This window comes from Massilia sp. Root418, from assembly GCF_001425265.1.
Taxonomy (GTDB): domain Bacteria; phylum Pseudomonadota; class Gammaproteobacteria; order Burkholderiales; family Burkholderiaceae_D; genus Rugamonas.
Genome location: NZ_LMEC01000022.1, coordinates 227,997 through 249,705 on the forward strand (window position 1 = coordinate 227,997; position 21,709 = coordinate 249,705).

Below are 21,709 nucleotides of genomic sequence, written 5' to 3' on the forward strand. Positions count from 1 at the left end.
TACTACAGGCAGCACAAAATGTGTGAAACTAGCCGCCATGAAAAGAAGACTTGTACTCGCAGCGGCAGCCAGCCTCGGGCTGGCGCCGCATGCCTACGCTGCGGCCCCGGCCGCCGGGACGGGTGCGGCCGGCCGCATGCGCATCGTTACGGCGCACCTGCCGCCGCTGGTCCTGGAACATGGCGGGCGCCGGCCGGGCGCACTGATGGAGCTGGTGGCCGAACTGTGCAAGCGCATGCGGCTGGCCCCGGAAACGCAATTTGTGCCGTGGCGCCGCGCCACTTTCCTCGCCACCACCATGCCCGCCACCGCCGTGTTTCCCCTGACCCGCCTGCCAGAACGGGAGGCCCAGTACCGCTGGCTGGCGCCGCTGTACGACGAGCACTACGTGTTCCTGGCGCTGCGCAAGGGCAGCTTCGACGTGCACAACCCGCAGGCGATGAAGGCGCGCCGCGTCGCCATGCTGCGGGGCGCGGGCCAGGCGGCCGTGTTGCGCGAGCTGGGCTACAGCAACCTGGTGGAATCGGCCTCCATCGACGAAGTGCACCGCTTCCTGCTGACCGGGATCGCCGACGCCGCATTCGGTGAGCGCAACATCATCCGGACCTCGCTGCGCAGCCGCGGCGAGGAAGCCGATTTCCACCTCAGCGCACCGGTACGCAGTACCACCGCCTGGCTGGCCGGATCGCTCGATTTCAGCCAGGACGAGGCGCAGCAGTTCCAGCAAACCATGGCCGCCATGGCGGCCGACGGCACCAGCCGCCGCATCCTGGCCAGCTACGGCCTGACCTGACTGATCCCCATGAAACCAGACATTCTCGTGTTCGCCGCCAGTCCCTCGGCCTCCGTCATGCAGCAACTCGATGCGCATTTCCAGTGCCACCACGTGTGGTCCATTCCCGCCGCCGGGCAGGACGCCTACGTGGACAGCGTGGCCGGCCGGGTGCGCGCCATCGTCACCACCGGACCGCTGGGCGTGAGCGCGGCGCTGGCCGCGCGGCTGCCCCTGCTGGAAATCGTCAGCCTGAACAGCGTGGGCTACGACAAGGTGGACCTGGACGCGATGCGCGCGCGCGGCATTGCCGTGACCAACACGCCCGGCGTGCTGACCGACGACGTGGCCGACCTGGCGGTGCTGTTGCTGCTGTCCGCCGCGCGCCGCCTGCCCGCCATGGACCGTTATGTGCGCGAAGGCGACTGGAGCGCGCGCAAGCCGCTGGCGCCGTCGCGCAGCGTGCGCGGCAAGGTGGCGGGCATCTTCGGCTACGGCCGCATCGGCCAGGCGATTGCCGGCCGCCTGGCCGCACTGGGCATGGCGATCCGCTATTTCCAGCCGCGCCCGGTACCCGGCGCGGCAGCGCCGCGCGCCGACTCACTGCTGGCGCTGGCGCAGGACAGCGACTACCTGGTGCTGAGCGCTCCCGCCAACGCCGCCACGCGCCACGCGGTGAACGCCGCCGTGCTGGAGGCGCTGGGCCCGGAAGGCACGCTGGTGAACATCGCGCGCGGCGCGCTGGTGGACGAGCAGGCGCTGATCGCCGCGCTGCAGGCGCGCACCCTGGGTGCGGCCGCGCTGGACGTGTTCGACAATGAGCCCGAGGTGCCGCCCGCGCTGCGCGCGCTGGAGAACGTGGTGCTCACGCCCCACATCGGCAGCCTGACGGTGGAAACGCGCCACGCCATGGGCCAGCTGGCGGTGGACAACCTGCTGGCCCACTTTGCCGGCCAGCCGCTGCTCACGCCGCTGCTGGCGCGGTCCCCCTGAGCAGTGTCCGGAAGCGCACACCGCCACCGTCCGCTTCCGGACGCGGGCGCAAGCGCTGCCGACCGCGACAGGGGCGCGACCCTGCGCCAGCCCGCATGCAGCGCGGTGCCGGCCCGTTTGGCACGGATGTTGCAAATTCCTGGCCTGGACCAACAACTTCTCATTCATCATGACACTGCGCATGACACTGCGGGACTTCCGTATCGGCTGGCGCACCTTGCTGCAAGACCCGGCCTATTCTATCGTCGTCATCGCCGGGCTGGGCGTGGGCCTGGCGGCCGCGCTGCTGCTGCTCGGGCTGGTGCACTATTCCTGGCAGTACAACCGCCACATCCCGCAGGTGGAGCAGGTCTACGTGGTCAAGCAGCGCTTCAACGCCGATCCCAAGGCCCCCTGGTTCGACCAGGCGCCCTTGCTGCTGCGCGCCAGCGCCGCCGGCACGCCAGGCGTGGAGGCAGCCACCGGCTACCTGCCCTCGCGTCCGGAAAGCATGGGCCTGACGGTGCGCATCGATGGCCAGCTACGCAAGCTCGACAGCCTGACCGTGCTGCCCGACTTCGCCGCCATGCTGGGCCTGCAGGCAGTACAGGGCGACCTGGCCGCCGCGCTCGACCGGCCGGACGGCTTCGCCATCACCGAGGCCGCCGCGCAGCGCCTGTTCGGCACCGCCAATGCGCTGGGCAGGACCATGCTGGCCGAAGGCAAGCTGCTGCGCGTGGCGGCCGTGCTGCGCACGCCGCCGCCCAGCAGCACGGTTCCCTTTGAAACCCTGTTCGGCATCCGCAACCTGCTGGTGGAGGCGGAAGTGCGCGACGAGTTGTTGACCGGCGCGCGCGGCTGGTGGGGCAAGCTGCTGGTGCGCGTGCGGCCGGGCGCGTCCCTGCCCGCCATCACGGCGGCGCTGCAGCGCGCGGTGGACAGCAATCCCGGCCTGCAGAACCAGCCACCCGAAGTGCGCCAGCGCCTGGGCCGGCGCAAGGTGATGGACGTGGCGCTGGCGCCGCTGAAGGATGCCTATTTCGACCAGGACGTGGCGCAGAACGTCATCGCCGCGCCGGGACCGCGCGCGCATCCGGCCGCCATCGCCGGGCTGGGCGCGGTGGCGCTGCTGATCGTGGTGCTGGCGGCGGTCAACTACGTGAACCTGGCGGCGGTGCGGGTGCTGCGCCGCCAGCGCGAAGTGGCGATGCGCAAGGTGCTGGGCGCAGGCGCGCGCCAGATTGCGCTACAACTGCTGGCCGAGTCCATCCTGGTGGCCATGCTGGCCACCGTCATCGGCCTGCTGCTGGCGTGGCTGGCGCTGCCGCTGTTCTCCGGGCTGGTGAACCGCCAGCTCGACAGCGTGCTGGCGCCGGACAACGTGGCTGCCGCGCTGCTGCTGGGCGCCGTGCTGGGCGTGCTGACCTCGGTCTATCCGGCGTGGCTGGCGCTGCGCGTGCTGCCCAGCCAGGTGCTGGCGGGCCGCGGCGACAGCGAATCGGCCGGCGCCTTGCGCACCCGGCGCGCGCTGACCGTGCTGCAGGTGGCCGCCGCCATGGGCCTGGCCAGCGTGGCCGTGGCAGTCACCTGGCAGACCTCGTACGCCATGCGCGCCTCGCCCGGCTTCGACCCGGCGCCGCTGCTGATTGTGGACCTGCCGGAGCAGGTGCGCCGCAGCGCCACCGCGCAGCGCTTCGTGGCGGCGCTGAAGGCGCAGCCGGGCGTGGCCGGGGTGGCGATTTCGGAAGACGCGGTAGGGCGCAGCAACGTGACCTGGTTCCGCGACCTGAAGCGCCCGGACGGCCGCAGCGCCGCCACGGCGATGAAGTCGGTGAGCGCCAACTTCTTCGCACAGTACCGCATCCAGCCCCTGGCCGGGCGCCTGTTCGATGCGCGCCTGGACCAGGAAGACGACCCGGTGCCGCTGGTGCTGAACGCCATCGCGGCGCGCGAGCTGGGTTTTGCCGAGCCGGCCGACGCCATCGGCCAGACCCTGCTGTTCAAGGGCTTCGACGACAAGGTGATCCACAAGCGCGTGGTCGGCATAGCGCCCGAGCTGCGCTTCCACTCGCTGCGCGCGGCGCCGCGCGCGGTGGCCTACGAATTATGGACCGCCGGCACCACGCTCAGCGTGCGCGCAAGCGGCGGTGCGGGCGCCGCCAGCGTGGAGCCGGCGGTGCGCGCGCTGTGGCCAACATACTTCCCGGACGCTATGCTGCAGACCCGTCCGGCCGCCGACATCCTGGCCGTCAATTATGCGGACGATGAACGCATGGCGCGCCTGCTGGCACTGGCCACCGGCATTGCGCTCGCGATTGCCGCATTCGGCACCTATGTGCTGTCGGCGCATACGGTGCAGCGGCGCGCGCGCGAGATTGTGCTGCGCAAGCTGTACGGCGCGGGCCACCGCGCCATCGGCAAGCTGGTGATCAAGGAAATCGGGGTGCTGACCCTGCTGGCCGCGCTGATCGGCCTGCCGTCGGCGGCGCTGGCGATCCAGCGCTACCTGGCCGGCTACGTGGAACACGCGCCGATCGGCGGCTGGACCCTGCTGCTGGCGCTGGCGGCCACCCTGGCCGTCGCGGCAGCCGCCGTGGCCCGCCACGCATGGCTGGCCATGCGCATGAAGGCGGCGGACGCGCTGCGGACGTAAAGGACGCTGACGAAAAAGGCTTATGGCAGGGGCGGCACGGCGGCCATGTCCATGTACGCCAGTTCCCACAGGTGGCCGTCCAGGTCGGCAAAGCCGTGGCCGTACATGAAGCCCATGTCCTGCGGCTGGCGCGGCACGGTGCCGCCGGCGGCCACCGCCTTGGCCACGATGGCGTCCACCTCTTCGCGGCTCTCGCAGGACAGGCAGTTGATCACCTGGGCCGATTCGTGCGCCGACGAGATGGGGCGGTCGATAAAGGTCTTGAAGAATTCTTCCGTCAGCAGCATGGCGTAGATGTTTTCCGAGATCACCATGCAGGCACCCTGGTCGTTGGTGAACTGCGGATTGAAGGTGTAGCCCAGGGCGGCGAAAAATTCTTTCGAGCGTGGCAGGTCTTTGACGGGCAGGTTGACGAAAATTTGCTTGTTCATGATATCTCCAGGTGAGGGTGAATCGGTGGTTTTCATAGGTACGACGGCTGGCGCCGCCGGAAATCGACAAAGCCTGCAAAATATTTTTTACGGATCAACAAGGTGAGTGTTTTCCCGGCCCCGGTGCCGCGCGCCGGCCAGGCGGTTACCATGAAAAAAACACTCCGGAGGCAGCTTTGACCGACGCTTCGACCCCATACTCCCGCGCCCGCCGCCACGCCCTCCTGGCCGGCCTGGCCCTCGCCACCACCGGCTGCGCGCCGCTGCGCACATCCGGGCCGCTGCCGCAGGAACGCGTACGCGCCACGGCGCCGTTTCCCATGCCGGACATCAGCGTACCGGATTTCTCGGCCAGCAGGCGCTTTCCGATCACCGATTTCGGCGCCGACCAGGGCGACCAGCAAAAGACCAGCGCCGCCATCGCGCAGGCAATCGCGGCGGCGCATGCGGCCGGATCCGGCGTGGTGGTGGTGCCGCAAGGCGTGTGGCCCACCGCCTGCATCCACCTCAAGAGCAATGTGAACCTGCACGTCGCCAAGGGCGCCACGCTGCTGTTCTCGGAACGCCCGCAAGACTATCTGCCCGCCGTGATGACCAGCTGGGAAGGCCTGGGCTGCTACAACTACTCGCCGCTGGTGTATGCCTTCGAGTGCAGCAACGTGGCGATCACGGGCGAGGGGACGCTGAAGGCCAGGCTGGACGTGTGGCGGGCCTGGTATGCGCGCCCCAAGCCGCACATGGACGCGCTGGTGGCGCTGTACCACATGGCCGCCAAGGGCGTGCCGGTGGCGGAACGCCGCATGGCCACCGGCGAAGCCAACTTGCGCCCCCATTTCGTGCAGTTCAACCGCTGCCGCAACGTGCTGGTGGAAGACGTGCGCATCATCGACAGCCCGTTCTGGGTGCTGCACCCCTACCTGTGCCGGGACGTGGTGATACGCCGCGTGCAAGTGCGCGCGCACGGCCACAACAACGACGGCGTGGACCCGGAAATGAGCCAGAACGTCCTGGTGGAGAACTGCGTGTTCGACCAGGGCGACGACGCGATTTCCGTCAAGTCCGGCCGCGACCAGGACGCCTGGCGCATCAACGTCCCATCGCGCAACATCATCATGCGCAACTGCCGCGTGAAGAACGGCCACCAGCTGATGGCGATCGGCAGCGAGCTGTCGGGCGGGGTGGAAAACGTGTTGGTGGAAAACTGCCACTTCGATAATGCCGGCTCCGGCGCGCGCAGCACCATCAACAACATCCTGTTCGTGAAGACCAACGAGCGCCGCGGCGGCTATGTGAAGAACATCCACGTCTCCAACGTGAGCGCGACCAGGATCGCCGGCGGCGTGCTGAGCGTGGAGACGGACGTGCTGTACCAGTGGCGCGACCTGGTGCCGACCTATGAGCGGCGCCTCACGCCCATCGAGGGCCTGCACGTGAGCAATGTGACGGTGGGGGAGGCTGCTTTCGTGTGCCGCATCCAGGGCGAGGCCGGCATGCCGGTGAAGGATGTGTCGCTGCGCGGCGTGGCCGTGGCGAAGGTGCTGGAATCCCCGGTCAAGACCGAGAACGTGCAGGGCTTCATCCACGCCGCGTGAACCTTTCAACTGTGTTTGGTGCCGGTATGTTTCCCGACCGCCGGCGCCGGTAGAGCAGCCATCGAGTGGTGCTTGTAGTGGCCCGTGTTCCAAGCCGGCTTGCATGGTAGCGCCCGATTATGACGGGCGTTTGACCGCATGCTTGCGCTATTTATATCGCAAACGCTTTAATCGGATACGAAAATAGTGCTTGACCTCTGCCATCGGGAAGCCTATGATTCATTCATCGCATCCGATTCAAACGAGTGCGATGCAAATCCACTCACACTTGATCGTCACTTTACAGAGGAAATATCATGAGCAACATCACCAAAGTCCTGACCACCGGCAAAACCCGCACCACCGGCACCATCGGCAACAACGGCGCCATCTTCGCCGGCGCCCACGACGGCAAACTGGACATCCACCTGACCGCGCCGGGCAACCCCGCCATCGCCGAGTACAACTTTGGCGCAGTGGAAGCCCACCCAACCGCCGAGCAGCTGTTCGCCGGCGCCTGGTCGGCCTGCTACAGCGGCGCCGTGGGCATCGTGGCCAAGCAGATGAAAGTGGCCCTGCCCGCCGACACGGCAGTGGAAATCGAAGTGGACCTTGGCATGGGCGGCAGCGACTACTACATCCAGGCCCGCATCACGCTGACCGCGCGCGGCATCGATCCCGAAGTGGCGGACGCTATTGCCCACGGTGCGGACGCGATCTGCCCCTACTCGAAAGCAGTCAAAGGCAATATCGACGTGGTGCTGACCACCGTCACGGCGTAAGGGGAAGGCCCGGCGCGGCCGGGCTTCAGATGCCGCACTGCGGCGGGAAGTCGGCCAGCTTGTAGCCGTCGACTTCGACCAGCCGGTCCATGCGTACGGTTTCGCCGGTGCTCAGGGAAACATAGTCCGCGCCATCCCTGGCGTAGACATCCTTGATGACGGCGCTGCGCTGCTGCAGCGCACCGTCCTCGCCGGTGTAGCTGATGCCGGCTTGCTTGCGCAAGGTGGCCAGGTCCTCCAGCCGGTCGTGGAACTCGCAGCTGACGGGAATGTATTGCGGCAATGTGCTCATGATGGTTCCTGCAGGATGTTTATCTCAGTTCCGCCAGCCTCGCCCGGACCAGGTCAAGCACCAGCTCCCGGTCGATTTTCCAATCGACCGGGAGCTGGAAACAGTTCTTGAACACCACGAGCGGCGCCAGCCGCTCCTTGAAGTCCTGCATGACCCAGATGCTCCACGGTGAATACGTCAGGTGGCGTTTGTAGGCCGCCAGGCCGGCAACATACTGGCCCTTGCGCTGGATGACCGGCAAGTTCCAGGCGATCTTCGCTTCCAGCTCCGGGAATTCCAACAGGATCACCTCCACGATGGCGCGGATGGTCGCCGCTTTCACCGGCTCCAGCGCGGCCAGGTAATCCTCGACTGATGTGAATTTCGGCGTGCCCATGCCTCCTTTTATCACATCGATAGCAATAAATACAACTAAGCGCGCTTCCGCACAGACCAACTCTTTGTTAGCGGGTAGCTTCATGCTATCGGGCGATTGAGCCTGCTGACTTGGAGACCATCATGAACTTCCCACTAAAAACCACGCTCGCGGCCTGCACTTTGCTGCTGGGCGGACAAGCAATGGCTCAAATCACGCTCTACCAGGGCGAAGGCTGGCGCGGGCGCGCCGTCACCATTTCCAACACATCCAGGGATCTGAGCGAGGCGGGCTTCAACGACCGCGCCTCGTCGGTGGTGGTGGAACGTGGCCGCTGGGAAGTTTGTGAAGATGCCGGCTTCCGCGGCGAGTGCCGCATACTCAAGCGCGGCAACTACGAGTCGCTGGCCGGCATGGGCTTGAACAACAGCATTTCCTCGGTGCGCCAGGTACGCGGCAACCGGCGCTTCGACAACGAGGCTCCGGCCCCCGTGCCGCAAGCCAGCTACGAATACCGCCAGCGCCCCAACGAGCGCACCTACGAGGCGCGCGTGACGTCGGTACGCGCCGTGGTGGGTCCGCCGGAACAGCGCTGCTGGGTTGAGCGCCAGCAAGTGCAAAGCCAGGACAACCGTCCCAGCACCGGCGGCATGCTGGCCGGCGCCCTCCTCGGCGGCGTGCTGGGCCACCAGGTGGGCGGCGGTTCCGGACGCGACATTGCCACCGTGGGCGGCGCGCTGGCCGGCGGCGCCATCGGCGCCAACGCGGGCCGGGGCAGCAACAGCAACAACTACGGCCAGGACGTGCGGCGCTGCGAAAACGTGGCCAACGCCACGCCGCAGTACTGGGACGTGACCTACGAGTACCGCGGCGTGGAACACCATACCCAGCTGGCGTCCGCGCCCGGCGAATATATCCCCGTCAACCGCGACGGTGTGCCGCGCATGTGACCGCTGCACTCAGCCCCGGGCCGGGCGGGCGCCGGGCATTGCTGCGGTGAGCATGGCGGCAGCCAGCAGCAGGACGGCGCTCGCCCCGAAAGTGCCCAGGTAGCCGCTGCGGTCGAACAACAGCCCGCCCAGGGTGGAACCGAGCGCGATGGCCAGCTGCACGACCGCCACGAACAGGCCGCCGCCGGCTTCCGCATCCTGGGGGAAGGTCCGGGCCACCCATGCCCACCATCCCACCGGCGCGGCCGTGCCGGCAAAACCCCACAGCCCCAGCAGGACCACCACCGCCGCCGCCGAACCGCCAAATGCCACCAGGGCCAGCGCGATCAAGGCCATCAGCAATGGAATGGCGGTCAGCGTGCGGTGGAAACGCCACCGCAAGGCGCGGCCGATCAGCATGGTGCCGATGATTCCTGCGGCGCCGACGACAAGCAGGATGAGCGACAGCGCGGGCGCTTGCACCCGCGTGACGGTTTCGAGAAACGGCCGCACATAGGTGAACAGTGCGAACTGCCCCATGAAGAACAGGCTGCTGGCAGCCAGGCCCACGGCGGCACCGCCATGCTTGAACAGCTGGAAGATCCGCATTGCCTGGCGTGCCCCGGCGGCCGCGCCGGGCTGTTTCGTGCGCGCCGGCACCGGCATGGCGGGCAGCGCGATCCATTGCCACGCCAGGGTCGCCGCCGCCACCGGCACCAGGGCAATGAAGGCGCCGCGCCAGCCGATGACGACGCCCAGGTAGGCGCCCAGCGGCGCGGCCACCACCGTGGCCAGGGCGTTGCCGCCGTTCAGGATGGCCAGCGCGCGCGGCACCTCGTCCGCCGGCACCAGACGGATGGCCGTGGCTGCCGACATGGACCAGAAGCCGCCGATCACCACGCCGATCAGCGCCCGCCCCAGCATATAGACCGGGTAGTTCGGCGCCAGCGCGACCACTGCACCGGACAGGCCCATGGCCGCCGTCAGCGTAAGCAGCAGGGTCTTGCGGTTGAGGCTGCCGGCCAGCACAGAGATGAACAAGCTCGTGAGCACGGCAAACGCGCCGGAGATGGCAATCCCCTGGCCCGCCATACCTTCGGTAACGCCCAGATCGCCGGCCATGGGGGTGAGCAGGCTGACCGGCATGAATTCGGACGCGACCAACGCGAATGCGCACACCGACATGGCAAAGACAGCGCTCCAGGAAGCTCCCCCGGCGGCGTTTTTTTGGCTGGAAACCTGATCAATCATAAATTGCCTTTTGTTGGATGCGTGAATCAATCCCCGGCGCGCTCGATCCGCAGCTGGTACGGACCGGGCTGCGCCAGGATGGACAGTCCCTGATCGACCTTACCCAGCGGCAGCAGGCTGCGCGCGTAGGGCCTGCCCTGGATAAAGATCGCCAGATTGCCCCAGGGCGCGTAATGGCTCAGCTCACCCGCCACGGGCGCCATGCCGGCCGGCGCGCCATGCGTGTCCAGCTTGCGCGGCAGGGCGGAGACCCGCTCGATGATGTCGTAGTCTTCCATGGTGAGCGTGAGCGGCAGCAGGGCCGCGAAGTCGCGCGCGGTGGCGTTGTCGTACAGCATAGCGGTGGCGCTTTGCCGGCCGGCGGTCAAACGGATCTTCATGGCGGCGTCTTTCGGGTAAGCACCCAGCAGGACGGCGGCAAGCAGCAGGACTGCGGGGACAGGGACGATTCTCATGGCACCATTCTGGGCAATGCGCGCGGAATCGACTAGCTAATGAAAGTTTAACGAGCTTATTAGCTCGGCTAATAAGTTTTTGTGAGAAACTGGCGCACATGGCCAGGCGCAACCTGAATGAACTGCTCTATTTCGTCACCGTGGCGCGTGAAGGCAGCTTCACGCGCGCGGCGGCGCTGCTGGGCGTGACGCAGTCCGCGCTGAGCCAGGCGATCAGCGGACTGGAGACCCGGCTGCGCATCCGGCTGCTCACGCGCACCACGCGCAGCGTTTCCCCCACGGCTGCCGGCGAGCGGCTGCTGAACGCCATCGGCCACCGTTTCGACGAGATCGAAGCCGAGCTGGACGAGCTGACCGAATTGCGCGACAAGCCGGCAGGCACGGTCCGCATCACTTGCGGCGATTTCGTACTGCACAGCATCCTGCTGCCCAGGCTCGCCCCGCTGCTGCGCGCCTACCCCGATATCAGGATGGAGTTCGACGTGAACTACGGGCTGCGCGATATTGTCGCGGACCGCTTCGATGCCGGCGTAAGGCTGGGCAACACTATCGACAAGGACATGATTGCCCTGCCGATCGGTCCGCGCTTGCGACTGGCGGTGGTAGCGTCCCCCGCCTATTTCAGCGCGCATCCCGTCCCCAAGGCGCCGCGCGATCTGATGGCGCACCAATGCATCAACCAGCGCATGCAAAGTTCGGGCGGACTGTACGTCTGGGATTTTGAACGGCGCGGCCGCCAGGTGAACGTGCGCGTGGACGGCCAGCTGATCTTCAACACCACGCAGCCGCAGGTGGACGCAGCGCTGGCGGGGCTGGGCGTCACGCTGCTGCCCGAAGACGAGGTGATGCCGCATATCGCAGCGGGGCGGCTGGTGCGGGTGCTGGAGGACTGGTGTCCGCCGTTCGGCGGCTACCATTTGTATTACCCCAGCCGGCGCCAGCCGTCCCCCGCGTTTTCGCTGGTGCTGGACGCGCTACGGACGACGCGCAACGCCTGAGCGCCGCGCTGTCCAGAGCAGGGCAGCGCCAGCCAGCGCGACCGGCAGGAAGGAGATCCACAGCACGGTGTTCCAGCCGTAGGCGGACAGCAGCCCGCCGGAGGCGAAAGAGCCCACCGCCATGGTGGAGAAGACCAGGAAGTCATTGAGCGACTGCACGCTGGTTTTCTCTTCAGGGCGGTGGCAATCCAGCACCAGCGCCGAAGCGCCCACAAAGCCGAAGTTCCAGCCCACGCCTAGCAGCGTCAAGGTGAGCCAGAAACGCGAGACCTCGATGCCGGTCAGTCCCACCGCTGCGGAGATGGCGGTGAGCATCAGCCCGCAGCCCACCACCCGCCGCGCGCCGAAACGGCCGATCAGGCGGCCGGTAAAAAAGCTGGGCAAATACATTGCGATGACGTGCCACTGGAGACCGAGGTTGGAGTCCTCCTGGCTGTGGCCGCACAGATGCATGGCCAGGGGCGCGGCTGTCATCAGGAAGTTCATCAGCATGTAGGAGACTGCGCCGCAGATGGCGGCGGTGATGAATTCCGGCTGGCGGGCGATCTCCCGCAGCGGCCGTCCGCTGGCGGCGAATTCCCGGCTCGGCAAGGGCAGCCGGACGCCGGCCAGGACCAGCGCCGACAGCACTGCCGCGCCGGCCTGGGCGAGGTAGGTCGCGGCGAACAGGTGCAGCGGCCAAAGATGCATGGTGTGGGTGACCAGCTGGGGGCCGATGACACCGGCGGCGACACCGCCGCCCATCACGAACGACAGTGCGCGCGCACGCATCGGCGGCGCCACGCCATCCGCCGCCGCAAAGCGGAAGGACAGCACCACCGCCGCGTAGGCGCCGCCGAACACCATGGCGGTGCAGAACAGCCAGAACGACGCCTGCATTACCGCCACAGCGGCCAGCAGGCCGACCAGCACGCCGCACGCTGCGCCGCTGAGAAACGCCGCGCGGCGGCCGTGGCGCCGCGCGATGGCGCCGGCCGGCAGGATGCTGGCCGCCATGCCCACCACGAAGGCCAGTATCGGCAGGGTGGCCAGGGTTTTGGCTGGCGCCAGGGCGTGCCCGATGATGGCGCCGGTGGCGTAGACCACCACCGAGTTGGCGCCCGCCAGCGCCTGAGCCAGGGTCAGCCGGGCGATGTTGCGGCGCTGGTCGCGCTGCGATAGCGCCGCTGGCGCCTGGGCGGGTGACGGCGAGGCTGGGTTTGCCAAAAGATGCTCCTGAAGCCGCGTCGGTGCGGTGTGCGAAGTATCCGAGTGTAAACCTGATCGGGGGTCTTCAGGCAGTTTCGGCTCGCCGCTGTTGCGGCTGGCCACCGAGCCGGGTCGAGGCAAGCGTTGCGCTCAGCCCAGGGTGGCCAGATAGGCGCACAGCATATCGGCCAGCGCGTCCGCGTACACGGTGATTTCCCGCCCGGTGCGCGGTTTCTCGGAGAACTGCTTGCCGACCGCGCCCAGGGTGCCCATCACCAGTTCTCCCGCCATGCTGCGCACGGATTGCTCCGCCTTGGGGAGCACCTCCCGCATGAAAGCCTGCACCATGCGGTCGCCGGCCGCGCGGGCCTCGGCTGCTTCCGGCGCGTCGCGGTAGAAGGGTGCCGCGTCGTCGAGTGCCGAGCGGATCCCGGCCTCTTCGCATTCCGAGCGCACGAAGGCCTGCACCAGCAAGCGCAAGCGTTCCATCGGCGGCTTCGCGGCGTCCAGCAGGATGCGGGACAGCATGGCCGACGTCTGCTGCCATTCGTCGCTTTGCAGGCGGAACAGGATGGAAGCCTTGTTTGGAAAGTACTGGTACACCGAGCCCACACTCACGCCGGCGCGCTCGGCCACCCGCGTGGTGGTGAAGCGGTGCGCACCTTCCTTCGCCAAAACCTGAATAGCTGCTTCCAGGATGGCGGAAACGAGCTCGCTGGAGCGCGCCTGTTTGGGCTGCCTGCGCGAGGAAATACGGGGGCTGCGGCGGTCTGTCATGGCGGGCGCTGGGGATGCGAGGGAATGCGAATATGAAATGTGAAGGATTCTTCATATTATTACCGCTCTTACTTCAGAAAGGAATAGCCCCATGACCACCCTCACCAATGCCCCTGTCGCGCCCCTGCTGGAACGCCTGTTTGCCGAGACCGGGAACGCGCAGATCCCGGCGCTGGCGGCATTCGCCGCCCTGTCCCAGGCGGAGCGCGAGCGCATGATGAGCAGCAAGACCGATTACCGCGAACTGTATGCGCAGTTGAAGGACGCGGCAATTCCGGTATCGCCCCAGACCGGCAGGCTGCTGTACATGTTGGCGCGCAGCGCCAGGGCCAGCGTTATCGTCGAATTCGGCACATCATTCGGCATCTCCACGCTGCACCTGGCCGCAGCCTTGCGCGACAACGGCGGCGGCCAGCTGATCACCACGGAATTCGAGCCGTCCAAGGCGCAGCGGGCACGCGAGCACCTCGCTGCCGGCGGCCTGCTCGACCTGGTGGAGATCCGCGAAGGCGACGCGCTGGAAACGCTGCGCACCGGGCTGCCCGGACAGATCGACATGCTGCTGCTGGACGGCGCCAAGGCGCTCTATGCGGACGTGCTGCGCCTGGTGGAGCCGCGCCTCCGCCCCGGCGCCCTCATCATCGCCGACAACGCCGATTACTGCCCGGAATACCTGGCGCTGCTGCGCGCACAGGGCAGCGGCTACCTGTCCCTGCCATTCGACGGCGATGTGGAACTGTCCGTGAAGTGCGGTTAAGCCGCGCCCTGGCCGTTCGCCGGCAGCAGCTGCTGCGGCTGCCGCGTCCAGCTGTTGCCACTATTGACGAAGCCGATCGACATCCCTACGCTGGTGTACTTCATCGGAGGGAACCAACTTGGACAATCGCAGCGGAGAAATGCAGGTTTTCGCAAAAGTGGTGGAAACGGGCAGTTTTTCCGCAGCGGCAGCGTTGTTGAACATGTCGCCGTCGGCCGTGAGCAAGCTGGTATCGAGGACGGAAGGGCGCCTCGGCGTGCAGCTGTTCACGCGCTCCACGCGCAGCATGACGCTGACCGCCGAAGGGCGGGAGTTTTACGCGAGCTGCGCCCGCATCCTGCAGGAAATCGAGGACGCGGAGTTGAGCGTGTCGCAGGGCTTCGGCCAGATTCGCGGCACGCTGCGCGTCAACACGTCGCTACCGTTCGGCCAGCATTACCTGGTACCGCTCTTGGCGGAGTTCCGCGCGCTTTATCCCGACGTCGCCATCGATATCTCGCTGACGGATTCCAAGGTCGAGCTGCAGCGGGACGAGGTCGATGTGGCGATCCGGATGGGGCCGCTCCACGATGCATCCTTCCGGGCGCGCAAGCTGGGCAGCAGCAGGAAGGCGGTGGTGGCGGCGCCGTCCTACCTGGCGCGCAACCCTGCGCCGCAGCTTCCTGCCGACTTGGCTCGGCACGACTGCATCAATTTCGATTTCCGGCGCTCGCTCGACGAATGGCCATTCACGGTCGAGGGCAAGCTGGTGCACCTGGCGGTGGATGGGGCGATGCAGACCAACAACGGGGAAACCATGCGGCAGCTTACGCTGCAGGGCCTGGGCGTGAGCCGCCTGGGCATGTTCCATGTGTTTGACGATATCCAGCGGGGCGACCTGGTTGAGCTGCTGCCGGCGTACAACGCGGGTGACATCGAGGAAGTCACGCTCATCTATTTGAATCAAAAGCATGTCCCGCCGCGCATCCGCGCCTTCATCGATTTCGCGGTCGATCGCCTGGCGCCAGTGCTCGCGATGAAGGGTGGCGCATAGCCTACGCAGATGTCGGCCAACTTTACACTGCCGGAGGTCAGACGACATGCATTTTAGTTAAGCCATTGTTTTTGATGAAATATTTCCTGCTGGCATAGATCGTGCTTTTTGGCAATTCCTGTATTCGTTACGAATCGAAAACGATACAGCGGTAACACGTTCCCAAAAATTTCTATCTGACCAGAGAATTATCTTGAAAAAAATATTTGCAGCACTGGCAATCGCCGCCACCCTGACCCCGTTCACCTGCGCGCAAGCCGCAACCATCAGCTTTTCCGACAGCAAAGCCATGGCCACCACGAACTGGACCGATGTACTGAACTTCGCCAAGTTCGACACCAGCCTGGGCACCCTGACGTCAATCAAATTCGACCTGAGCGGCATGGTCCAGGGTTCCGGCAATGCCGAAAGCCTGGACTCGGCAGCGTCCAGCGTTACCCTGAGCCTGGGCGCACTGCTGGGCCTGACCCGTCCGGACGGCAGCACGCTGGTGGTGACCAAGCCGGTCTTCAGCCAGGGCTTCGACTTCAGCTCCTTCGATGGCGCCATCAACTTCGGCGGCACCTCCGGTGGCAGCACCGGCACCGTCTCGGCGGACGGCTCGAACTTCTTCGTCAGCAGCGATGCCAACGATTTCGCGCTGTTCTCGGCGCTGGGCGGCGGCAGCATCAACCTCGGCCTGAGCGCCATCGGCAATTCGAGCGGCACCGGTTCGGGCAACCTGATCACCCAGTTCAATACCGCAGCATCGGGCAACGCGCTGGTCACCTACACCTATACCCCGGCTTCCGACGTGCCCGAGCCAGCCAGCCTGGCGACCCTGCTCGCCGGCCTCGGCCTGATGGCCGCCGTCCGCCGCCGCACCAAAAAACAGGCCTAACTCTCGCCTGGCAGGACAAAAAGCCGCCGTGCCGATTTCATTCGGCACGGCGGCTTTTTCGTTTCGGCGCCCGGTCAACCCGCGGGCCTATCGTCTCAGTTGGCCTGCGCCGCTGCTTCGATCAGTTTGGCGACTTCTGCCGGGTGGGAGGTCATCACCACGTGGGATGCGCCGGCAATCGCCACGGTTTTACGCGAGTTGGCGCGTTCCGCCATGAAGGCCAGTGCTGCGGCCGGGATGTTCTTGTCCGCAGTGCCGTAGACGAAGTAGGAAGGCACATTTTTCCATGCCGGCGCACCTGCCGCTTCGGTCAACGCTGCCTCGGCGATGGGGCGCTGGGCGACCGCCATCAGGTCGGCCTGGGCCTTCGGCACGTCGGCGGCGAACTGCTTGTGGAACTTGTCTTGCTGGATGTAGAAGTCCTTGCCGCCGTCGGCAAGCGCCACCGGCTCGGCCAGCGCGCTGCCCAGCGTGCCGCCTGGATAACGTCCCGACAGCTCCAGCGCGGTTTCGCCTTGTTCCGGGGCGAACGCGGCCACATACACCAGGCTCTTGACGTTAGGCTGGCCGTTCGCCGCGGCCGAGATGACGGCGCCGCCGTACGAGTGGCCCACCAGCACTACCGGGCCCTTCACGCTGTGCACAATGTCGGCCACCGTGCTCGCATCGCCCTTCACGCTGCGCAGCGGGTTTGCCGCGCCGATCACCTTGTAGCCATCTGCACGCAGCTTGGCGGCGACGCCGTTCCAGCTGGTCGCGTCGGCAAAGGCGCCGTGCACCAGGACCACCGTCGGCTTGGCGCTAGCTGCGGGTGCAGCAGCTGCCGCTGGTGCTGCGATAGCCGGTGCTGCGGCGGTGCCGATGATCGACAGGGCGAGGGCGATGTTTTTGATGGCTTTCATGGTGTATCCTTTCAGTGGTTGTTTAGTGAACTAATATATAGTGTGCTACTTGTTTGCTGCTGCTTCGTTGTTTCCCGATCCATGTGAAGAAGTATACGTAGTGCGCTAATCAATAGCAAGCGATTTCTTTAAAATTTTTGCAGGGCGCGCGCGAAGCGAAATCAGCACCGCATTGCACGATGCTACAATTGCCCAGTCGAAAAAGGTGGGCCGGCGTGGTGAGCCCCGGCCAACTCCAGCCATGGAGTGATAAATTTCGCCCAGCCACGAAGCTGGGAACCACGACGAGAGCGGACGTGCGCCGATTTCTCGTGGAACTTTTTTGACTTGCCTCTGCCTCCCGGCAGGGCCAGCGTTCACGCGGGTCGACGTACGTCCTTATTTAGCCATAAGCAAAAAAAGGACGTTCCCATGCTGCATACTCCCATCCTCGTTGTCGGCGGGTCCCTGGTTGGACTCTCCACCTCGCTGTTCCTCTCGTGGCACGGCGTTGCCCACATCGTTATCGACAAGCACCCTGGCAGTTCGCCACATCCCCGCGCACTGGGATTTACAGAAACCACCTTGGAGCATTACCGCGCGGTCGGCATCGCCGATCAGATTCCGCAAGTGCCGGCGGGCACGCGCTTGCGGCGCGTGACAGTCGAGAGCCTGGTCGGCGACTGGAAAAGCGAGCAGGCCTGGACGCCAGGCGACGTGGCGGAACCGGTGCGTCGCGCCGAACAGTCGCCGTGCACCGGCGCAGCCATCGCCCAGGACCGGCTGGAGCCTATCCTGCGCGCCGCGGCAGCCAAGGGCGGAGCGGATCTGCGCGGCAGTACCGAACTCATCGATTTTCAGCTGGACCAGGACGGCGTGCTGGCGCTGGTGCGCGACCGCGCAAATGGACAGCAGTATGAGATAAGCGCGCGCTACCTGATCGCCGCGGACGGCGCCGGCAGCGCCGTTCGGGAGAAACTCGGGATTCCACGCAGCGGCGTGGGCCATCTTGGCGTCCTGCGCAGCGTGCTGTTTCACTGCCCCGGTGCGGATGCCGTCCTGCAGCGCGGTGCGCAGCAATTCTCCATCGAGCAGCAGGGTTTCCGTGCCTTCCTGACCACGTATGGCGACAGCCGCTGGGTGCTGATGCTGGACGGCGACGCGGAGCGCACCGAAGCCGAATTGCAGTCGGTGATCCGCCGCGCGCTCGGCGCCGACATAGCCTTCGACATCATCACGACGGGACGATGGGAAATGGCGGGCCGCATCGCCGATACCTACAGACACGGGCCCATCTTCCTGGCCGGTGACGCGGCCCACCAGCTGCCGCCCACGCGCGGCGGTTTCGGCGCCAACACCGGCATCGACGACGCCTGGAACCTCGCATGGAAACTGAAGCGCGTGCTGGCTGGCGAAGCGGCCCCCGCCCTGCTCGATACCTACGACGCGGAGCGGCGGCCCATTGGCTGGCTGCGGCACCAGCAGACGTTTTCCCGGCCGGACTACGCAGCGCGGGCCGGCGCAGCCTTCAAACCGGAACCGCTGTTCGGCAATGACGCCCTGGAGTTTGGCCAGCTGGTTCGCTCCGCAGCAGTGGCCGGCGCAGGACCGGAGCTGCCCGCCGCCGCCGCGCCCGGGGAATGGGCGGGCCAACCCGGCACCCGCGCGCCGCACGTGTGGCTGGACAGGGCGGGCCGGCGGATGTCGTCGCTCGATCTGTTCGGCAAGGAGTATGTGCTGCTCTCGGCGAGCGAGGCGTGGCTTGCGGTGGCGGGGGAGCTGGGGCTGCAGCCCGTGGCGGCCGGCGGCGACCTTGCTTTCCCGCCGGCCCAGCCCTTCGGCGCCGTGTTCGGCGTGCCGCCGGCCGGTGCCACCGTGGTGCGGCCGGACGGCATCATAGGCTGGCGCAGCCAGGCCGCGCCTGACGATGGGAGCATCGGCGAACTGGCCGCTACGCTGATGCGGTAGCCGGGCAGGGACGGCCCGCCGCTTGCTCCCGACCGGCGCGAGGGTCACTCGATCACAAAAGCCACCCGGCCTTCGTCCTGGCACAGCTGGGCACTCTGCCCGGCTTGCTCGAAGGCAGAACACAGGCGATTGCCCTGCGGGTCTTCCAACCGTGGATGGATGCGCAACAGGTAAGCCCCGGGACGCCAGCGCCGGGTTGGCGTGAAACGCCATTCCCGCTCGCCGTCCGCGAATGTGGCGGTGCCTGGCAGGCGCCGCCCATCCGGCCCCTGAATGGCGATCTGCCGCGCGGCAGCGCCATCCAGCGCGGCAGGCGCAATGACGCGCAGCGGCTGCCGGCCGCCGCGCCGGACCGCCAGCACCTGCCACTGCCCCGGATCGATGCGCTGGCGCAGCGGCGCCGTTACCAGCCAGCGCTGCGCCAGCGGCCGTCCCAGCTGCGGATCGTCGATGCGCAGCGTGACGGACTGGCCGCTGCGCAAGGCCGGCCCCAGCGCCACATTGGGCCCGACGCCGCTCTTGATACGGCCCGGATGCAGCAACAGGGTGATGGTCCTGCCGCTCCGGTCGGACAGCGGCAGGTCGAGGAAGGCGTCGCGGACGGGCGCACCGGCGCCATCGAACAGCACGACATGCTGCATATCCAGCGGCGCCGCCAGGGGCCGGTCAAGGTGCAATTCGATCCGCAGCAGATTTTCCGCCACCGCCGGCCCGGAAGGCGTCACCCTGGCGCCGGCCAGGCCCGTCCCGGGCGCCACGGCGAAGGCCAGCGCCAGCAGTGCGGCGCTAGCGGGCAAGTTCAGGATAGCCCTCGATGGTGCGCGCATGTTTGTGGAAGTCGCGGAATTTGTCGCCATCCGGATAGCGGTAGTCGGGAAAGTCGTATTCGTTCACAAAGTCGCTCAGGCGCAGGTAGCCGCCCTTGGGAATCGACACCAGCTGCATCTCGCCGCCTGCTTGCGAGCGGCGCAGCGCCAGCAGCAATTGCGGATTCAGGTTATCCAGCCGCATCACCGCCGACATCGGCGCCATGGTGGCCTTGACGCCGAGATACGGCTTGGCCGGCCATTCGATCGGCGCATCCAGGCCCGGCGCGGCGGCGGCGCTGGCCAGATCGGCGGCGCTCAACAGATCGGCCGAACGGCTGGAATTGACCAGCAACGCATATTCCGCATCGCCGCTTTTGAAACTCACCAGGCCGTTCGGCGTGCTGCCCCAGCCCAGTTCTCCCACCGTCTTGGCCGCGATGTGCGCGCCATCCTTCAGCTCCTTGAGCGGGATGGTCACCAGCGGCGTGCAGGTATAGGCCGCGACCAGCGTGGGCTCGCCGCCGATAGTCATGACCGTCATGCTGCGGATGGGCGCGCGGGTTTCGACCTGGTTGTGCACCGGATGGTACATCTCGACCGTGGTGGCACCTGCCTTGCCGCTGAACGGATAGTCGAATATCCGCAAGGTGGAAGCGAAGCTGCGGTTGGACAGCCCCGCCACGTACAGCTTGTTCTGGTAGTAGCGCATGTCCGTCACGGTCAAGGTCTGGGCCGGCAGGTCGCGCCAGAAGGCGACATCGGCCGCCGGCGCATCGGTGATGGCGGCCGACGCCGAAACGCTGGCCAGATCCAGCCGCCGGACTTGCCCCGTGGCGTCAATACTGACGATGGCGGGCTTGCCCTGGCCTTTCGCGCCGCGCACGGTCAGCGCAACATAGGCCAGTTCGCTGTCGGGCTGCACGGCCATGTCCTCGAAGCGCAGCGACGCCGGCGCCACCCGCAGCGCCCTGGCGATTGGCGCCTGCACATCCATCAGGTTGAACGGCTTGCCGGCCGGCCGCACCGGCGCCGGCACCGGCAGCGCGAATATGCGCGCGCCCTTCCAGTCTGCGACAAACAAGGTCCGCGCGTCGCCAAAACTGAGCTTGCTGGCGGACTGCATGGCAGGCGCCGCCGCGTGGGCGGAGCCTGCCGCCAGGAATAGACTCAACAACAAGCTGAAGCGGGAGTTCATCGCGATACCGTCCTTGGTCTTGATGGCAAAAAAGACAGTATGGGACGGGGCCGTGCGCCGGTCACTCCCACAGAAGGGAGTGTATCTCTCACCCTATCGTGTATTGATCGCCCTCAATTTTCCCAATAGCCACGGCGCATGGCGATCATCACCGCATGGGTGCGGTCACGCGCATCGAGCTTTTGCAGGATGGCTTTCATGTGGGCCTTGATGGTGTCCTCTCGCAAGCCCAGCTGGTCGGCCACGCGCTGGTTGGAATTGCCGCCGCTGACCAGGCGCAGCACCTCGACCTCGCGCTTGCTCAAGGCATCGAGCTGGAAGCTGTTGGCCAGGCTGGCCGCGACAGGCGGCGGCAACAGGCGCCGGCCGGCGTGGACGGAAATGATGTAGTCGCTCAATGCGGTGCGGACCATTTTTTTCAGGACGTAGCCGGTGGCGCCGGCCTTCAGCGCGCGCGTCACCTGCACGTCGCCGTCAAACGTCGTCAGGATGATGATGCGGGCATCCGGGTCGATCTGGCGTATCGCGCCGGTCGCCTCGATGCCGTTCAATCCCGGCATCTGCAAATCCATCAAGGTGACATCCGGACGCCAGCGCCGGTACAGTTCGACGGCGCTGTCGCCGTCGTCCGCTTCGGCCACCACGGAGAATGCCGGATTGGCCGACAGCACAGCGATGATGCCGCTGCGCAGCAAGGGATGATCGTCGGCGATCATGATGCTGATCTGGTCATGCTGCATGGCTACGCTCCTGTTGTGTT

General features: G+C 66.6%; 22 protein-coding genes. 11 read left to right on the forward strand and 11 right to left on the reverse strand.

From position 1 onward, the window contains the following. Positions 1-37: 37 nt before the first annotated feature. From ASC94_RS21555 to ASC94_RS21565, 3 genes are all read left to right on the forward strand, one after another. The gene (locus ASC94_RS21555) at positions 38-793 is read left to right on the forward strand and encodes an ABC transporter substrate-binding protein (protein ID WP_229417365.1); all 756 of its coding nucleotides are present in this window, start codon (positions 38-40) and stop codon (positions 791-793) included. 9 nt (positions 794-802) lie between these two features. Beyond that, positions 803-1,765, forward strand: coding sequence for a 2-hydroxyacid dehydrogenase (locus ASC94_RS21560; protein WP_056400378.1), 963 nt, complete (start codon positions 803-805; stop codon positions 1,763-1,765). A 181-nt stretch (positions 1,766-1,946) separates the two neighbouring features. Continuing rightward, positions 1,947-4,397: an ABC transporter permease gene (locus ASC94_RS21565; RefSeq protein ID WP_056401481.1), complete on the forward strand. Its 2,451-nt coding sequence runs from the start codon at positions 1,947-1,949 to the stop codon at positions 4,395-4,397. 20 nt (positions 4,398-4,417) lie between these two features. Here the strand turns inward: ASC94_RS21565 and ASC94_RS21570 are convergent, their stop codons facing one another. Further along, complete coding sequence (locus ASC94_RS21570) at positions 4,418-4,828, reverse strand: VOC family protein (protein WP_056400381.1); 411 nt, start codon at positions 4,826-4,828, stop codon at positions 4,418-4,420. A 176-nt stretch (positions 4,829-5,004) separates the two neighbouring features. Between ASC94_RS21570 and ASC94_RS21575 the strand changes: the two genes are divergently transcribed. Together ASC94_RS21575 and ASC94_RS21580 are read left to right on the forward strand one after the other, a co-directional pair. Continuing rightward, entirely contained in the window at positions 5,005-6,420 is a 1,416-nt protein-coding gene (locus tag ASC94_RS21575; protein WP_056400383.1) for a glycoside hydrolase family 28 protein, read from the forward strand. A gap of 296 nt (positions 6,421-6,716) precedes the next feature. Further along, positions 6,717-7,181, forward strand: a complete 465-nt coding sequence (locus tag ASC94_RS21580) for an Ohr family peroxiredoxin (RefSeq protein ID WP_056400386.1) — start codon at positions 6,717-6,719, stop codon at positions 7,179-7,181. Positions 7,182-7,206: 25 nt separating this feature from the next. Here ASC94_RS21580 and ASC94_RS21585 read toward each other — a convergent pair whose 3' ends face one another. Together ASC94_RS21585 and ASC94_RS21590 are read right to left on the reverse strand one after the other, a co-directional pair. Next, entirely contained in the window at positions 7,207-7,473 is a 267-nt protein-coding gene (locus tag ASC94_RS21585) for a hypothetical protein (protein ID WP_229417366.1), read from the reverse strand. Positions 7,474-7,492: 19 nt separating this feature from the next. Beyond that, positions 7,493-7,849, reverse strand: coding sequence for an iron chaperone (locus tag ASC94_RS21590; RefSeq protein WP_056400392.1), 357 nt, complete (start codon positions 7,847-7,849; stop codon positions 7,493-7,495). A gap of 122 nt (positions 7,850-7,971) precedes the next feature. Between ASC94_RS21590 and ASC94_RS21595 the strand changes: the two genes are divergently transcribed. Beyond that, positions 7,972-8,778: a beta/gamma crystallin-related protein gene (locus ASC94_RS21595; protein WP_056401484.1), complete on the forward strand. Its 807-nt coding sequence runs from the start codon at positions 7,972-7,974 to the stop codon at positions 8,776-8,778. A 9-nt stretch (positions 8,779-8,787) separates the two neighbouring features. Here ASC94_RS21595 and ASC94_RS21600 read toward each other — a convergent pair whose 3' ends face one another. Both ASC94_RS21600 and ASC94_RS21605 read right to left on the reverse strand, forming a co-directional pair. After that, a complete protein-coding gene (locus tag ASC94_RS21600) occupies positions 8,788-10,008 on the reverse strand; it encodes an MFS transporter (RefSeq protein ID WP_082616734.1) in 1,221 nt (406 codons plus the stop codon). A gap of 26 nt (positions 10,009-10,034) precedes the next feature. Next, positions 10,035-10,463 (reverse strand): cyclophilin-like fold protein, encoded by a 429-nt coding sequence (locus ASC94_RS21605; RefSeq protein ID WP_229417367.1) that lies wholly within the window; start codon positions 10,461-10,463, stop codon positions 10,035-10,037. 98 nt (positions 10,464-10,561) lie between these two features. Between ASC94_RS21605 and ASC94_RS21610 the strand changes: the two genes are divergently transcribed. Beyond that, on the forward strand, positions 10,562-11,461 hold the full coding sequence (locus tag ASC94_RS21610) for a LysR family transcriptional regulator (protein WP_056400400.1): 900 nt from the start codon (positions 10,562-10,564) through the stop codon (positions 11,459-11,461). On the opposite strand, the gene ASC94_RS21615 is transcribed toward ASC94_RS21610, so the two are convergent. Together ASC94_RS21615 and ASC94_RS21620 are read right to left on the reverse strand one after the other, a co-directional pair. Continuing rightward, positions 11,438-12,667 carry an MFS transporter gene (locus ASC94_RS21615; protein ID WP_056400403.1) on the reverse strand — a complete coding sequence of 410 codons (1,230 nt, stop codon included), beginning with the start codon at positions 12,665-12,667 and terminating at the stop codon, positions 11,438-11,440. The genes ASC94_RS21610 and ASC94_RS21615 overlap by 24 nt on opposite strands. A 132-nt stretch (positions 12,668-12,799) precedes the next feature. Continuing rightward, positions 12,800-13,426: a TetR family transcriptional regulator gene (locus tag ASC94_RS21620; protein WP_056400407.1), complete on the reverse strand. Its 627-nt coding sequence runs from the start codon at positions 13,424-13,426 to the stop codon at positions 12,800-12,802. A 91-nt stretch (positions 13,427-13,517) separates the two neighbouring features. Between ASC94_RS21620 and ASC94_RS21625 the strand changes: the two genes are divergently transcribed. The 3 genes from ASC94_RS21625 (at position 13,518) to ASC94_RS33840 (ending at position 16,096) form a co-directional block, all read left to right on the forward strand. Continuing rightward, on the forward strand, positions 13,518-14,183 hold the full coding sequence (locus tag ASC94_RS21625; RefSeq protein WP_056400408.1) for an O-methyltransferase: 666 nt from the start codon (positions 13,518-13,520) through the stop codon (positions 14,181-14,183). Positions 14,184-14,301: 118 nt separating this feature from the next. Further along, positions 14,302-15,216, forward strand: coding sequence for a LysR family transcriptional regulator (locus ASC94_RS21630; protein ID WP_056400411.1), 915 nt, complete (start codon positions 14,302-14,304; stop codon positions 15,214-15,216). Between the two features lie 193 nt (positions 15,217-15,409). Continuing rightward, positions 15,410-16,096, forward strand: coding sequence for a choice-of-anchor E domain-containing protein (locus ASC94_RS33840; protein WP_056400412.1), 687 nt, complete (start codon positions 15,410-15,412; stop codon positions 16,094-16,096). Positions 16,097-16,191: 95 nt separating this feature from the next. On the opposite strand, the gene ASC94_RS21640 is transcribed toward ASC94_RS33840, so the two are convergent. Continuing rightward, positions 16,192-16,998: an alpha/beta fold hydrolase gene (locus ASC94_RS21640; protein WP_056400414.1), complete on the reverse strand. Its 807-nt coding sequence runs from the start codon at positions 16,996-16,998 to the stop codon at positions 16,192-16,194. Between the two features lie 411 nt (positions 16,999-17,409). Between ASC94_RS21640 and ASC94_RS21645 the strand changes: the two genes are divergently transcribed. Continuing rightward, on the forward strand, positions 17,410-18,945 hold the full coding sequence (locus tag ASC94_RS21645; RefSeq protein ID WP_056400422.1) for an FAD-dependent monooxygenase: 1,536 nt from the start codon (positions 17,410-17,412) through the stop codon (positions 18,943-18,945). Between the two features lie 44 nt (positions 18,946-18,989). Here ASC94_RS21645 and ASC94_RS21650 read toward each other — a convergent pair whose 3' ends face one another. The 3 genes from ASC94_RS21650 to ASC94_RS21660 form a co-directional block, all read right to left on the reverse strand. Further along, the gene (locus tag ASC94_RS21650) at positions 18,990-19,742 is read right to left on the reverse strand and encodes a hypothetical protein (RefSeq protein ID WP_056400425.1); all 753 of its coding nucleotides are present in this window, start codon (positions 19,740-19,742) and stop codon (positions 18,990-18,992) included. Continuing rightward, on the reverse strand, positions 19,732-20,949 hold the full coding sequence (locus ASC94_RS21655; protein ID WP_229417368.1) for a hypothetical protein: 1,218 nt from the start codon (positions 20,947-20,949) through the stop codon (positions 19,732-19,734). Before ASC94_RS21655 ends, ASC94_RS21650 begins: the two co-directional genes overlap by 11 nt. Positions 20,950-21,062: 113 nt before the next feature. Next, the gene (locus tag ASC94_RS21660) at positions 21,063-21,689 is read right to left on the reverse strand and encodes a response regulator transcription factor (RefSeq protein ID WP_056400431.1); all 627 of its coding nucleotides are present in this window, start codon (positions 21,687-21,689) and stop codon (positions 21,063-21,065) included. Positions 21,690-21,709 lie beyond the last annotated feature (20 nt).